This window comes from Telmatobacter sp. DSM 110680 (genome assembly GCF_039994875.1).
Lineage (GTDB): Bacteria > Acidobacteriota > Terriglobia > Terriglobales > Acidobacteriaceae > Telmatobacter.
Genome location: NZ_CP121196.1, coordinates 2,062,428 through 2,076,345 on the forward strand (window position 1 = coordinate 2,062,428; position 13,918 = coordinate 2,076,345).

Consider the following 13,918-nt stretch of genomic DNA (forward strand, 5'->3'; position numbering starts at 1 on the left):
GGGTGTGCCGGGGGGACTTCGAGGAGCCGACTTGCAGCTTACTTTTGTTGATTGGCTGATCATGCTGCTGTATTTCGTGTTCGTGCTGGGCATTGGCTTTGCCCTCAAGCGCTACATGAAAACCAGCAAAGACTTCTTCCAGGCAGGGCGCGCGCTTCCGGCGTGGATCTGCGGTCTGGCGTTTATCAGCGCGAATCTCGGAGCGCAGGAAGTGATCGGCATGGGTGCTTCAGGCGCTAAGTACGGCCTGGAGACGGCGCACTTCTACGGCATCGGCGCGATTCCCGCCATGATTTTTGTGGGTATCTTCATGATGCCGTTTTATTACGGCTCGAAGGCGCGCTCGGTGCCGGAGTTTCTGCGGCTGAGGTTCGATGAAAAGACGCGCGCGCTGAATGCCTGTTCGTTTGCTGTAATGACGGTGTTCAGTTCGGGTATCTCGATGTATGCGATGGCACGGCTGATCCAGGCGCTGCACGTTTTCGACGGATTGTTTCGTGCGCTCGGCTGGGCGCCTGAAGGAATTTTTACTTTTTCCATCGTGATGTCGGCCGTGATTGTGCTGCTGTATATCTTCCTCGGGGGACTCACCAGCGCGATTTATAACGAGGTGCTGCAGTTCTTCCTGATCATCGCAGGGTTTCTGCCGCTGGTGCTGCTGGGGCTGAAGAATGTTGGCGGATGGAACGGACTAAAGACCGCGGTGTCGGCTGTCGATCCGCGCATGATGCATGAGTGGAAAGGCGTGATGCACGCAAGCACCAACCCGATGGGGATTGAGATTATCGGCATCGGGATGGGGCTTGGATTTGTGCTGGGGTCTGGATATTGGTGCACGGATTTCCTCGTAATTCAGACGGCGATGGCCTCGAAGAACATGGAGTCGGCGCGGCGCGTCCCGCTGATAGCTGCCGTGCCGAAGATGGTGTTTCCGTTCCTGGTGATTTTGCCAGGACTGCTGGCGATCTCGCTGCCTACTCCGAAGACGACGACCACGATTCACGAAAGCAATGGCGTCATTTACCACACGACTAACGTTGTTTCGAAACAGGTAGAAGAAGGCAGAGGGCTGGTTCCGGCGAAGATTAATCCGGTAACCGGCAAAGCAATGCTCGACGCCAGTGGCCATCCGCTGCTTGATTACGACATGGCCACGCCGAACATGTTGCTGCATTATTTCCCGACCGGCATTCTCGGACTGGGCTTGACGGCTCTCCTAGCAAGCTTCATGAGCGGCATGGCCGGTAACGTGACGGCGTTCAATACCGTGTTCACGTACGACCTTTACCAGTCCTACATTCACAAGGGCGGCAGCGACCGGCATTACATGGCGGTGGGTAGGTGGGCTACGGTGGGCGGAATTCTGCTGTCGATCGCCACAGCGTATGCAGCCATCAACTTCAACAACATCATGGATACGCTGCAACTGGTGTTCAGCTTTGTGAATGCGCCGCTGTTCGCGACGTTCCTGCTGGGCATGTTCTGGAAGCGCACCACCGGCCACGCCGCATTTAGCGGGCTGATCTCGGGCACAGTGGCTGCGATGTTGCACCACGGGCTGACATTGCCAATCGAGGCGCATACGGGCATCCATGGCGGTTGGATTACGGTAATTCATCACTACCCAAGCGACATGGCACAGAATTTCTGGGGTGCAATCTTCGCCTTCGGTACTAATTTCATCATCACGGTGATTGTGAGTTTGTTTACGAAACCGCGGCCGGAATCGGAACTGGTGGGGCTGGTGCACTCTCTGACACCGAAGCCGCCGGTTATGCATGATCGCTGGTGGAAGAGTCCCGAGGCTCTGGGAATCGCCGTGCTGCTGGGTTGCGTGGCACTTAATATTTTCTTTGCCTGAGTTGAAGGGAGAACTATGAATCTCGATCTGCGCGTTCCCATGGGACTAATGTTCACCTTCACCGGCGCGATCATGACGACATGGGGCATCAAGACGAACGGCAACGTGGATCTCTATGCACGTAGCCTCGGCATTAACGCGAATTTATGGTGGGGATTGGTGCTGCTTGTGTTCGGGTTAACGATGTTCCTTCTCGGCCAGCGCAGCCAACGCCGGCTTGCGAAAGAACCGCCTCCGCCGGTAGAAGAGGGCGAAGTGCGTCGGGGACATTAGAAGCGGGAATTAGGGAATCGGGATCAGCCTAGATCATGCCTTGCTCACTTGCGCTGGCCCACATCGGAAATTGATACGGTCCTCATCATGCTGCTACTACACTTAAAGCAGCGATGAAACGAAAGATCATTGAGCATTACGAAATTATTCGCCGCCTGGGGGCTGGCGGAAGCGGTGTGGTGTACCTGGCCAACGACACGCTGCTGCAACGGCCGGTAGTGCTCAAAATTCTGCGTACGGGCCTGCTCTCGGCACAGCAACTGCGAACAACGGTGTTGCGCGAAGCGAGGCTGGCATCTGCGATCGAGCACCCGAATGTCTGCGCCATTTACGAAGTGGGCGAGGCGGGCGATGAGGGCTACATCGTCATGCAGTATGTGCCCGGCCAGTCGCTCGATCAGCTGATTGTACGCGGCCCGGCGACTCCGCAGCTTGTTCTCTCTGTCGGTATCCAGATTGCAGACGGTCTGCAGGCGGCGCACTCGCTGGGTATTTTTCATCGCGACCTAAAACCGCAGAACGTGATGCTCACCGATGGCGGCCTGGTGAAGATTCTGGATTTCGGTCTGGCGCGGCGACTTCGTCCGGAAGATGCGAACTTTGATCCTTCAAAGCCAGCACTTGCCAAGAATGCTTCGGTCGCCGCTACTTACACCGCGCGTGGCGGCACTATTCGCTACATGGCGCCGGAGCAATTTGTTACCGGGCAATCGAGCGTGCAGTCGGACGTGTGGGCGCTGGGCGTGCTGCTCTACGAATTGGCCAGCGGACGCCATCCATTTTCGCGTCCCGATGCCGAAGATTTTCAGACGATTCGCGCGATTCAGTTTTCCGATCCGGTGGACCTGAGCGAGATTGTGCCCGACATTTCGACGGAATTGAAGAGCGTAATCGCAACGTGTCTCGAGAAGACTCCGTCTACGCGGTATGCCTCCGCCGCGGAAGTGCGTGAAGCCCTGAAGACCATTATGAAAGCGCTGCAGATTGAGACGGGCGCGATTCCCGGCGAGGCCGCGGCTAACTTACCCACTACTGAAGCTGAAGCGGAGAAGCGGGCGACTGGATTTCTCTCCATGCTGGCTGAGAGATTTCGCGAATCGGCAGGCGATCAAGCGCAACAGAATTCTCTCGTGGTGCTGCCATTCGCAAATCTTGGCGCGACAGAGGTGGCACCGCTGTATGGCTATGCGCTGGCCGATGCCATCGCCGCACGTCTTGCGCGTATTCAGGCACTGGTAGTGCGACCGTCGAGCACTCTAATGTCACTGCCGATTGCGCAGATGGATCCACTGTCCGTCGGACAGCGGCTTTTAGTTTCGTATGTGCTTGCGGGCAGCTTCTTCCGTTCCGAAAACGGGTTCGATCTGAACTGGCAATTGCTTGATGTTGCATCGCAGAGCGTTCGCTCCGGAGGAGCAATTCGAGTGGCCTCGCTCGATCTGATTGCGGTGCAGTCGGAGATTTCAAACGAGGTTTTTGCCGCGTTGCATGGCCTCGGCGCCGCAGACCAGATGGATGCGCCGCGTGGCGCGCTCCGCGATGGATCCCTGCCCGGACCTGTGAGCGAGGAGTATCTACAGGCTCGCGCGTTGCTTAGTTCCTTCATGGTGCGGACTGGGTCGAAGAACGATCTTGATAAAGCGCACACGCTGTTTACAAGCGTCACTACGAAGGATCCGGAGTTTGCTTCAGGGTGGAGCGGACTTGGCATCGCGGAATTGCAATATGTGCGGCATGGATTTGGCGGACAGATTCACGTGATGCATGCGCGACGCGCCTTTGACGAAGCGCTGCGTCTCGATCCGGCGGCAACGGAAGCGAATTTGTACCGCATCTACATGCTGCTCTCACGCGGGGAAAAGGAGTCGGCCCGCCATGGCATTGCTAACCTGCTGGCGGGCGCCGCTAACGACTGGAACGTCCACATGGTGGCCGGGATCGCGTTGCGCGGCGATGGCATGTACGATGAGGCGCTGCTGCAGTTCAATCGCGCCTTGAAGCTCAACCCAGCGAATGCCGCCATTCTTTATAACCACCGCGCACGTGTGTATCACTATCAAAATCAGATTGAGCTAGCGGGCGATGAACTGGAAAAAGGGCTTGCGCTTGAGCCGCGTCATCCTCTGCTGCGAACGTCCTCCGGCTATCAGCAAATGCGGATGGGAAATCTTGACGAGGCAATCAAGATTCTAGAGGGTGTGATTCGCGACGATGAATCATTGCGGATAGCAGTGCCCACGTTGGCGATGTGTTACGTGCAGGTGGGCGAGCGCGCTCACGCTGCGGCGCTGCTGAAGGATGAGACGCTCGCTGCGGCTGAGGCAGACAGCGAGATGGCGTATCGTCTGGCAACTTACTTTGCGGTTGAAGGCGATTCGAGCGAAGCGCTGCACTGGCTGCGGCGGGCGATTTATCTAGGCAACGAAAATTATCCGTGGTTCCAGAAAAATCCGACTTGGAACAACCTGCGCACCAATGCTGATTTCGAACGCATTCTCGAAGACCTGAAGAAGGGATTCCGACGCAATCAGAAGACATGGAAGCGACTGCTGGAACAAGTCCCGCCGGATGCGGAGTGACCGCGATGTTTCTCGAACATGCGAAGGAAGACGACTATCCCGCGATCATCGAGCTGGTGAATGCAGCCTATCGCGGCACCGGCGCCGTGGAGAGCTGGAACATCGAGACGGGCATCATCGAGGGAACGCGGCTAACGGATTCCCTGCTGCGGCAGGACCTCGCTACAAAGCCGGATGCTCACTTTCTCGTTCATCGCGATCTGGCAGGCGGCGCGATCGTGGGAACTGTATGGCTCGAACCGGTGAACAATCGCGCGTGGTACCTCGGGCTTTTCACGATCGATCCCGCGTTGCAGAAGCAGCACCTGGGCCGTAAATTGCTAAGTGCGGCGGAAGACTTCGCGCGGGCGCACAAAGCCAAATCAATTCGCATGGGAGTTCTCAGCGTTCGCAGCGCGCTGGTCGCATGGTACCAACGGCGCGGATATCAGCTCACTGGCGAAACTGAGCCGTATCCTTACGGGGACAACCGGTTCGGCACCCCGCTGCGCGATGATCTGGAATTCGTGATTCTGGGCAAACAGCTTTGATTGTCAGAAGATGATTGAGTTTTGGATTAGTACGTCCAGACCGATCTGCGCTTTATGATGGTTGTCGCATTTGAATCCTAGAGCTGCGGGTGATGAATGGACGTTTCGCGTCGGAGTTTTCTTGAGGGTGTGACGGGAGTGGTTGGAGCGGCTGCTATCTCTCCGAAGAGTATTTTTGCGCAAGAGAGCTTCACATCGAAGCGTCCTGCGCCGGGGGCGCGACGATTCCGCAGCAAGGCTGTGGATGCTGCCATCGCATCGACCGCGGCGAAGATCCGTGATCCAGAGTTGGCGTGGCTTTTCTCCAACTGCCTGCCGAACACTCTCGACACTACAGTTGAATTCACCAATGGGCCGTCGGGGCCGGACACGATTGTCGTGACTGGTGACATTCCTGCAATGTGGCTGCGGGATTCCTCCGCACAGGTGTGGCCCTATCTGCAGTTCCTTAACGCTGATGCAGAGTTGGCGCGACTCATCGAAGGAGTTATCCGGCGGCAGACGCGATGCATCCTTGCCGATCCGTACGCAAATGCGTTTATGCCTGACCTTGCCAGCCACGAGCCGCTCTCGTGGAGCAAGACCGACCATACCGAGATGAAGCCCGGCGTGGGCGAGCGGAAGTGGGAAGTCGACTCGCTCTGCTACCCGGTGCGACTGGCGCATGAGTACTGGCGCATCACGCATGACACGAAGCCGTTCAATGCAGAATGGGCACGTGCGATGCAAACCATTCTTGAAACCTTCTCGGCACAGCAGCGAAAGACGTCGCGTGGACCTTACTCGTTCCAGCGCCAGGCTTTCAATCCCACAGACACGCTGAGTGGCGATGGTTACGGTAGCCCGGCGCGGCCTGTTGGGCTCATTCATTCGGGCTTTCGTCCGTCGGACGATGCGTGCGTGTATCCGCTGAACATTCCGGGTAATTTCTTTGCCGTGCAGACGCTGCAACGGATTGAAGAGATGCTGACGGGGATTGCGCATGACAATGCCGGGGCAACGCAGGCCAGCCGGCTTCGGTCCGAAATCAAGGCTGCGCTTGATGCGCATGGACGGGTGCATCATCCCACCGCGGGCGAAATCTGGGCATACGAAATTGATGCCTTTGGGAATGCGATCTGCATGGATGACGCCAATGTTCCGAGCTTGCTGGCGTTGCCTTATCTCGGTTCGTGCAGTTCATCCGATTCGACGTATCTTGCGACTCGCAAGTTTGTGCTGAGCGAGGCGAATCCTTACTTCTTCCGTGGTTCAGCAGCCGAGGGAATCGGCGGACCGCACATCGGGCAGGACATGATCTGGCCTATGGCGATCACGATGCGCGCGCTGACTACTGACGACGAGAAGGAGCATCTACAGTGCCTGGCATGGCTGAAGTCGACGCACGCTGGGACTGGCTTCATGCACGAGAGCTTCAACAAAAACGATCCGGCGAAGTTCACGCGGGAGTGGTTTGCGTGGGCCAACACGTTGTTTGGCGAACTGATCCTCAAACTCGACAAGAATAATCCAAAACTGCTGCAGAAGGTCTGAGCCCAAAAAGAAAACCGGCGGATCTGCTGGTGGGCAAATCCGCCGGCGCGTGTTGCGTTGAATTCAATCTTACTTCAGATTGACGGTCGCTTTCAGTGGGAGATCGGCCGAGGATCCTCCCACCATGATGGTGTAGTCGCCAGGCAAGAGGGACCAGTCGTTCTTCTGCTCATCGAAGATCGACAGGTACTTGGGATCGACCTCCACTGTGACGCTCTGTTTTTCACCGGGTTTCAATTTCACCTTTGAGAAACCGATGAGGCGCTTTGGCGGTTCCTGTGCGGCTGCAGGCAGCGCTGCGTAGACTTCGGCGACCTCAGAGCCCTCACGCGCACCTGCATTGGTCAGCGTGAACGTCACTTTGACCTTATCTCCTGGAGTGACCTGAAGGCCGGAGTAGCGGTAGGTCGTGTAGGAGAGTCCATAGCCGAACGGGAACAAAGGCTTCTTGTTCTCGGCGTCGTACCACTTGTAGCCGACTTTTACGCCTTCGTCATAGGCCATCTGGAACGGCGGAAGTCCCATTGCCCATTTCTCAGGTGTAGCGGCGCCATCGAAATGCGAGGACTCAGGCGGCGGCATGGTGATGGTAGGATGCGGAAGATCGGCTTCGCTCTTCGGGAAGGTATTGGGAAGCTTGCCACTGGGATTGACGCTGCCGAAGAGAATATTGCCTACCGCGTTGGCGCCGTCGCTGCCGGCGAACCACGCTTCCATGATTGCGGCGGGTTTGTCGACCCACGGCATGGTTACGGGATTGCCGGTTTCAAGTACCACGATGGTATGCGGATTAGCGGCAGCCACGGCGGCGATGAGTGCGTCCTGATCATGCGGCAATGAGAGGCTCTTGAGGTCCATGCCTTCGCTCGCCCACATGTAGGCGAATACGATTGCCACGTCCGCGCCCTTGGCGGTCGAAGCAGCCGCGGCTGGGTCAGTGCCAGGATCGTACTTCACCGTTGCGTGCGGGGCGCGCGCCTGGATTGCTTTGAGCGGCGAGGTTGGAAACCAGATTTCTTCCATCCAATGGGTTGGGCCCTCGCCCGCGGGCTTGATTGCATTGCCACCGATCGGGTCGACCTGCGCCGATCCGCCGCCCGAGATCATGCCCACATCCGAGTGCGACCCGATGACGGCGATGGTGTGCAGCTTAGCGGCACTCAGCGGCAGGACCGCTTTTTCATTCCTGAGCAGAACGATGCCGCCCTCTTCGATCTTGCGAGCGGTTTCAAATCCAGCGAAGGGATCGATCACGCTGCGTTGGCGGGGATGATCGATCACGCCTGCGGCGAACATTGCGCGAAGAATGCGATGTACATGTTCGTCGAGTTCAGCTTGCGGAATCTTGCCTGCGTCGAGGGCGTCCTTGAAGCGCTTCTCGTAGAAGAAACGACCGGGCTGCTCGTTATCGAGGCCGGCGGCAGAGGCCTTCACATCGCTATGCGTTCCACCCCAATCAGACAAAACGAAGCCTGGAAACTTCCAATCCTTCTTTAGAACCTCATTAAGGAGCCATTCATTCTCGCAAGCGAAGTCGCCATTGACGCGGTTGTAGGAGCACATCACGGCGGCAGGCTTGCCTTGTTCTACGCCGATTTCAAACGCGAGCAGATCGCTTTCGCGTGCGGCACGCTTGCTGATGGTGATGTTGACAGAGTTGCGTCCGCTTTCTTGGTCGTTCAGAGCATAGTGTTTGATGTCGCCGATCACGTTGGCAGACTGAGTTCCTTGAATGAGCCGCGCTACCAGTGTGCCGGCGAGAACCGGGTCTTCGCCTAGATATTCAAATGTGCGGCCGTTGCGGGGTTCGCGGGTCAGATTGACGCCGCCGCCGAGGGACATATTGAAGCCCTGCGCACGCAGTTCATGTCCGATCAAGGCACCATATTGATAGGCTGCTTCGGTATCCCAGCTTGCAGCCGCGGCTACGTTCGCCGGGAGTGCCGTGGAGTAGCGGCCATTCACGCCGCTGGAGCGGACACCATAGGCCGCATCGCTCATATCGATGCCGGGAATGTGAAGGCGCGGCACACCGACTGTATAACCTACGCCACGATTGGAGGGGCCGTTCTCAGGCGTCACTGCGTCGTCGGTCGGCATGCCTACACCGTGGAGCAGCGCAATCTTTTCGTCGACGGACATCTCCTTCATCACCAGGTCGGCGCGCTCATCCGGCGAGAGGCTCGAATTCATCCAGGGGCCGCTGGGTGCGGATGGCCTCTGAGGCCGTTGCGCAAAACCTGAAAGCGCAATGCATGCAAAACACAAGAGCAACATTGCCGGAATTTTTATGCCGGTCGGCAGTGGTGTTGGTTTCATATTTCCCTCTTTGATAAAACGTTTATCTTGGCCGCACCCATACTATCAATAAAGGCCAGAGAAAGGCGTTTTAATCGCAAGGGCCTTAAGGTGCGTCAGTCGAACGCTGACCATGGTGAGTATGTTCGTAAGGTACGTAGACCGGGTTCCAGACATACGCGCGGATGCGTTCGGTAAGGGAAGCGGCATCCTCGATTGCCGCGACGCCTTCTGCGATCGCCTGTTGGGCGACTGCTTCGGATACAACCAGCGCCACGTTGCGCGATTCCCGAATCGGCGGCAGCAACGGCGCGTTCTTGTCTGTCCTTGATGGCGAGAGGCCGGCAAATGCCTTTGCCGCAGCCATGATCATTCCATCTGTAACGCGTGTAGCTTGAGATACAAGGATGCCGAGAGCCAATCCTGGAAAGATGAATGAGTTATTTACCTGAGAGATGCGCACCAATTTGCCATCAATTTCGACGGGAGCAAACGGACTCCCAGTTCCGACCAATGCGCGGCCTCCGGTCCAATTCATCAGATCGGCCGGTGTGGCTTCAGCCTGCGAGGTCGGATTGGATAGCGGAAAGATAATCGGTCGTTCGGTGTGACACGCCATCTCGCGGACAATCTCTTCGGTAAAGGCTCCGGCCTGCGCTGATACGCCGGCAAGTGCCGTCAGTTTTGCGTTCCGTACGACGTCGAGAAGCGAAATATCTTCTCCGCCCGAGAGCTTCCAGCCAGCGATGTCGGCGCGCTTCCTCACTAGCGGCGTCTGGCTGTCTTTGATGCCGCGTGCACCTTCCACCAGGAGGCCGTAGCGATTGAACGCGTAGATGCGGCTGCGCGCCTGTTCGTCGGTCAGGCCCTGTTCTTTCATGGCGGCGATCAGCAACTCGACGATGCCGATGCCTGCGGAACCGGCGCCAAACATCGCGATGGTCTGCTGCGATAAGGGAATTCCCGTCGCGTTCACCGCAGCAAGCAGCGTTGCGGTGGTCACGGCGGCGGTGCCCTGGATGTCGTCGTTGAAGGTGCACAGGCGATCGCGATAGCGTTCCAGTAATCGTGCCGCATTGGTTCCTGCAAAGTCTTCCCACTGCAGCAGGATGTGCGGCCAGCGTTTCTGGACGGCGGTCACGAAGGCTTCGACAAAGTCGTCGTATTCCTGACCTCGCACGCGATTGTGCTGCCAGCCGATGTAGATCGGATCGCGCAGGAGTTTTTCATTATCGGTTCCCGCATCGAGCAGAATTGGCAGGCAATGCTCCGGGGGGATGCCGCCGAGCGCAGTGTAGAGGGCCATTTTTCCGATAGGGATTCCCATACCACCCGCGCCCTGATCGCCAAGGCCGAGGATGCGTTCGCCATCGCTGACCACAATGCAGCGCACGTGGTCGTAACGCTTGTCCGCGAGAATATGGTCGATGCGATGCCGGTTGGTATAACTGATGAACAGTCCGCGTGGCCGCCTCCAGATTTCTGAGAAACGCTGGCAGCCTTCGCCCACTGCCGGTGTGTAGACGATCGGCAGCAGCTCATCGGTGTAGTGCTCGATCATCGAATAGAAAAGCGTCTCGTCGTTGTCCTGCAGATCGCGCATGTTGCTGTATTTGCCGAAAGCCGTCTCACGCGAATCGAGCACTCGCTTGCGTCGCGCGCGCTGATCTTCGAGTGTGCCGATGTGCGGCGGGAGCAATCCATGCAGGCCGAAGATATTGCGTTCGTGCTCTGTGAATGCAGTGCCTTTATTGAGCCTGGAGTTTGATAGCAGGTCTATGCCATGAAGACGGGTGTGAAAAACCGGGCTCTCTGCATCTGGCTGATTGGAATGGACTGGGGATGTTTCGTTCACTGGAAGCTCTCTTTCAATGCAATTCAGCATTCAAGAACTCGTCGATGATAGCTAATCGAAAGTCCCTCGCCTGTGACGTATGCAACTCGTCAGCAACGGCTCGTAAGCGGCTGAATCTGGGAGAGCTACAGGGAGTGCCAAGAGCAAAACACTTAGGCCCACGCCTCTTTCGGAGAGCGTGGGCCTTTTTCTGCTCGAATTGTCAGACGCTTACAGCGCTCAGCTGGGGCGTCTGTTTGTTACTCAGCGATTGTGGCTGCCTGATCCGCCGGAGCCGCTGCCGGAATGCTGTCCGCTCCCTGTGCCGGTGTTGCCAGATTGCTGCCCGGTTTGGCTGCCGCGATTACCCTGACGCTCCTCATTCATGTCCTTGCTGCCTTGGTTACCCTGCTGGTTATGCTGCCCGGTTCCGCTCTTCTGAGAGGGATCCTGATTGGTGCGGGTACCTGAACCTTGCTGTGAGCCTTGTGTGTTCGCCATTGAACTGCTCCTGTGTAAGCCGCGCTGCACCTCGTACGCGTACGTAACGCCGGCCTTCACTGGGATGCCATGCTTTCCTCAGGAGGTTGCACGTTTTCAGGAATCAAACTGGAGGAACGATCACCGTCTAAGTTACTGAAAATAGGCTATATATAATACGATCTGAAATCGCTTGCAATGCTGCCCAACGGTGCTAGAATGCCACGGTGCTTCTCGCAGCTCACGTGGCATTTGCGAAAAAACTTTGATCTTTTTGCGGTCTTGCCGGCTCTATTTCTCCTCCACAATTGCAAGGTCCCATGGTCCGAGCGTGAGCGAATCGCTCTTTGAAACTGCCTTCTCATCCAGCAGGCTCACTCCCGCCGCGAAGGTGTAGCTGGCCTTCACTTCGCTCCCCGAATAGTTGAAGTAGTAATGGACGCGTTTGCCCATGCGGTTCACACCGTGAGTCACGTGCACTGCCGCCGGCAATTGCTGATCCGCGCTTGTGAGACCGGCCTCATCCAGTGCGCGTTTCATCACCGCGGTCTGAAGTGTGTCCGATAGGTATGTGCCTTCGTACAGCAGTGTGCCTCTTCCAAACTGGTTCTCGGTGATCGCCGGCCATTTTCCGAAGAAAGGATGGTCATAGTAGGCCAGCGGCTTGGCGTGTTCCGGCATCAGGAATTCCGCCCAATCGCTGACCTGGTTGGCATCCTTCTCCGCGTTGCCGACGTGGAACGGATCGTCTTTGAGCATTAGAGGACGCTCGAGATTGGAAAACTCCTGGTAGCTGATGCCTGTGGCTTCGCGCAGGGGACCGGGCGCACGTACCCATCGGACGGCCGAGTTTTCGTTCGCGAATCCGCTCTTGAAGGTCATCACGACGTGGCCGCCGTTTTTCACATAGTCCGATATACGTTGGAGCAAGGCATCGTCGGAGATGTACAGCGCCGGTACTATCAGCATTTTGTATGCTGAGAAATCCTTTGTCTCCGGGAAGACAAAATCCGCGCCTACATTCATTTCATAGAGAGAGTGGTGCATCTGCTGCACGAGGGACACGTAGCCATCGCGCTCACCCGTCCAGCTTCTTGCTGGAACTCCGCCGCCGTATGGCATGAAGCTGATGGCGTTTGCGGAATCGCGGCTCCAGAGGATGGCCACATCGTTGTGAATCTTCAGACCAACCAGTCGCGGACCGACCTTCTCAAGCTCATGCGCCGTTCGGCTCATCTCTGCATAAGCGCGGTTCGGCTCCAGATCGTGCGAGAGAATGCCTTTCCAATAGGTCTCCTGGTTGGCCGCGATAGAGTGCCAATGCCAGTACTCCACCATGTTGGCGCCGTTCGATAGATAGGTGTAGACGTCTTCGCGCAGTTGCCCGTCGTAGGGTGGGAACTGGCTGCCCGAACTCCATCCGATGGTTTGCGCGTTGGTTTCGGTGACCAGGAAGTTGCCGTGCTTCAGGGAACGCGAGAAATCAGACTGCAGCGCCTGGAATGATCCGTCGTAGTGATCCTGCGTGCCGTGATAAATGTTGTCGGCCACGACGTCGAGCTTCTCGGCAACTGCTTCTTCGTTGACATCGCGCTTCATCATGCCACCGTAGTCCGTGGTGATGAACTGACGCGCTCCCGCGCATTCACGGACCAGGTCAGACTGCCAATGCAGAAAGTCCGTGACACGCATCTGGCTCCAGCGCGACCACTCCAATTTGTAGCCGGTGCTTTGGGCGCTGTTTCGCACGGGCAAATCTTCCCATGTGTGGAGGTTTTCGCCCCAGTAGTTCAGGAACCATGCCTTGCTCAGTGCTTCGGGAGTTACAAACTTTTTTTCGAGATAGTGCTGGAAGCCGATAAACACGTCGCGGTTCGCTGCTTCATAGCTGCCGGTCTCATTGTCGAGTTGCCATCCGATCACGGTTGGATTGTCTTTGTAGTGCGCCGCGATGTGGCGGATGAGACGTTCGGCATAAAAGCGGTACGCCGGCGAATCGGTATCCATGTTCTGTCGGGGGCCGTATTGGGCAGGCGCGGTAGAACCACCGAAGGGACCTGCCGCGATGCGGTCGGCAAGGATTTCAGGATGCTGGTGTGCCATCCATGCGGGAATGGAATAGGTGGGTGTACCAAGGATGACCTTGATTCCGGCTTTGCCCATCGCATCCACGATGTGATCCATCCATGCGTAGTCGAAACGGCCATCTTCTGGTTCCCACAGGCTCCACGTGGACTCGCCCATGCGCACGACGTTCAAACCAGCGGACTTCATCATGGCGATGTCTTTTGTCAGACGGGCGTCATGGTCGGCAGCATCTCCCGGCATGTACTCGTTGTAATAAGCCACACCGTACAGCACGGTCGGGAACTCCAGCGTTTGTTGTGCTGGCGTTGAAGTGTCGCTATGCGTCTGTTGTGCGCTGGCAACGAATGGCAGGAGCGAGGCTGAGACGAGCGTTGAAAGAAAGCGCTTTCTGAACGACACTATGGCAATCCTTTCGCAACAAAAAAACGAAATCTTGAAGCGG

At 57.1% G+C, this 13,918-nt stretch carries 9 protein-coding genes; 5 read left to right on the top strand and 4 right to left on the bottom strand.

Going from position 1 to position 13,918, the window contains the following annotated elements; genetic code table 11:
* Nucleotides 1-31 precede the first annotated feature (31 nt).
* The 5 genes from P8935_RS08590 (at nt 32) to P8935_RS08610 (ending at nt 6,776) form a co-directional block, all read left to right on the top strand.
* On the top strand, nt 32-1,861 hold the full coding sequence (locus P8935_RS08590) for a sodium:solute symporter family protein (RefSeq protein WP_348264576.1): 1,830 nt from the start codon (nt 32-34) through the stop codon (nt 1,859-1,861).
* A gap of 15 nt (nt 1,862-1,876) precedes the next feature.
* Nucleotides 1,877-2,134, top strand: coding sequence for a hypothetical protein (locus P8935_RS08595; protein WP_348264577.1), 258 nt, complete (start codon nt 1,877-1,879; stop codon nt 2,132-2,134).
* Nucleotides 2,135-2,247: 113 nt separating this feature from the next.
* Nucleotides 2,248-4,713 (top strand): protein kinase, encoded by a 2,466-nt coding sequence (locus P8935_RS08600; protein WP_348264578.1) that lies wholly within the window; start codon nt 2,248-2,250, stop codon nt 4,711-4,713.
* Nucleotides 4,671-5,243 carry a GNAT family N-acetyltransferase gene (locus tag P8935_RS08605; RefSeq protein ID WP_348264579.1) on the top strand — a complete coding sequence of 191 codons (573 nt, stop codon included), beginning with the start codon at nt 4,671-4,673 and terminating at the stop codon, nt 5,241-5,243. The genes P8935_RS08600 and P8935_RS08605 overlap by 43 nt, the downstream gene beginning before the upstream one ends.
* 96 nt (nt 5,244-5,339) lie before the next feature.
* The gene (locus P8935_RS08610; RefSeq protein ID WP_348264580.1) at nt 5,340-6,776 is read left to right on the top strand and encodes a glycoside hydrolase family 125 protein; all 1,437 of its coding nucleotides are present in this window, start codon (nt 5,340-5,342) and stop codon (nt 6,774-6,776) included.
* Between the two features lie 69 nt (nt 6,777-6,845).
* Here the strand turns inward: P8935_RS08610 and P8935_RS08615 are convergent, their stop codons facing one another.
* From P8935_RS08615 to P8935_RS08630, 4 genes are all read right to left on the bottom strand, one after another.
* Nucleotides 6,846-9,095 carry a glycoside hydrolase family 3 C-terminal domain-containing protein gene (locus P8935_RS08615; protein ID WP_348264581.1) on the bottom strand — a complete coding sequence of 750 codons (2,250 nt, stop codon included), beginning with the start codon at nt 9,093-9,095 and terminating at the stop codon, nt 6,846-6,848.
* A gap of 85 nt (nt 9,096-9,180) precedes the next feature.
* The gene (locus tag P8935_RS08620) at nt 9,181-10,929 is read right to left on the bottom strand and encodes an NAD-dependent malic enzyme (RefSeq protein ID WP_348264582.1); all 1,749 of its coding nucleotides are present in this window, start codon (nt 10,927-10,929) and stop codon (nt 9,181-9,183) included.
* A gap of 243 nt (nt 10,930-11,172) precedes the next feature.
* Complete coding sequence (locus P8935_RS08625; RefSeq protein WP_348264583.1) at nt 11,173-11,409, bottom strand: hypothetical protein; 237 nt, start codon at nt 11,407-11,409, stop codon at nt 11,173-11,175.
* A 270-nt stretch (nt 11,410-11,679) separates the two neighbouring features.
* Nucleotides 11,680-13,875 (bottom strand): beta-galactosidase, encoded by a 2,196-nt coding sequence (locus tag P8935_RS08630; RefSeq protein ID WP_348264584.1) that lies wholly within the window; start codon nt 13,873-13,875, stop codon nt 11,680-11,682.
* Nucleotides 13,876-13,918: the final 43 nt, after the last annotated feature.

Excerpts from the sequence above, each read along its gene's own strand:
- P8935_RS08595 (WP_348264577.1), top strand. The coding sequence starts at position 1,877 with ATGAATCTCGATCTGCGCGTTCCCATGGGACTAATGTTCACCTTCACC.
- P8935_RS08600 (WP_348264578.1), top strand. The coding sequence starts at position 2,248 with ATGAAACGAAAGATCATTGAGCATTACGAAATTATTCGCCGCCTGGGG.
- P8935_RS08605 (WP_348264579.1), top strand. The coding sequence starts at position 4,671 with ATGGAAGCGACTGCTGGAACAAGTCCCGCCGGATGCGGAGTGACCGCG.
- P8935_RS08610 (WP_348264580.1), top strand. The coding sequence starts at position 5,340 with ATGGACGTTTCGCGTCGGAGTTTTCTTGAGGGTGTGACGGGAGTGGTT.
- P8935_RS08615 (WP_348264581.1), bottom strand. The coding sequence starts at position 9,095 with ATGAAACCAACACCACTGCCGACCGGCATAAAAATTCCGGCAATGTTG.
- P8935_RS08625 (WP_348264583.1), bottom strand. The coding sequence starts at position 11,409 with ATGGCGAACACACAAGGCTCACAGCAAGGTTCAGGTACCCGCACCAAT.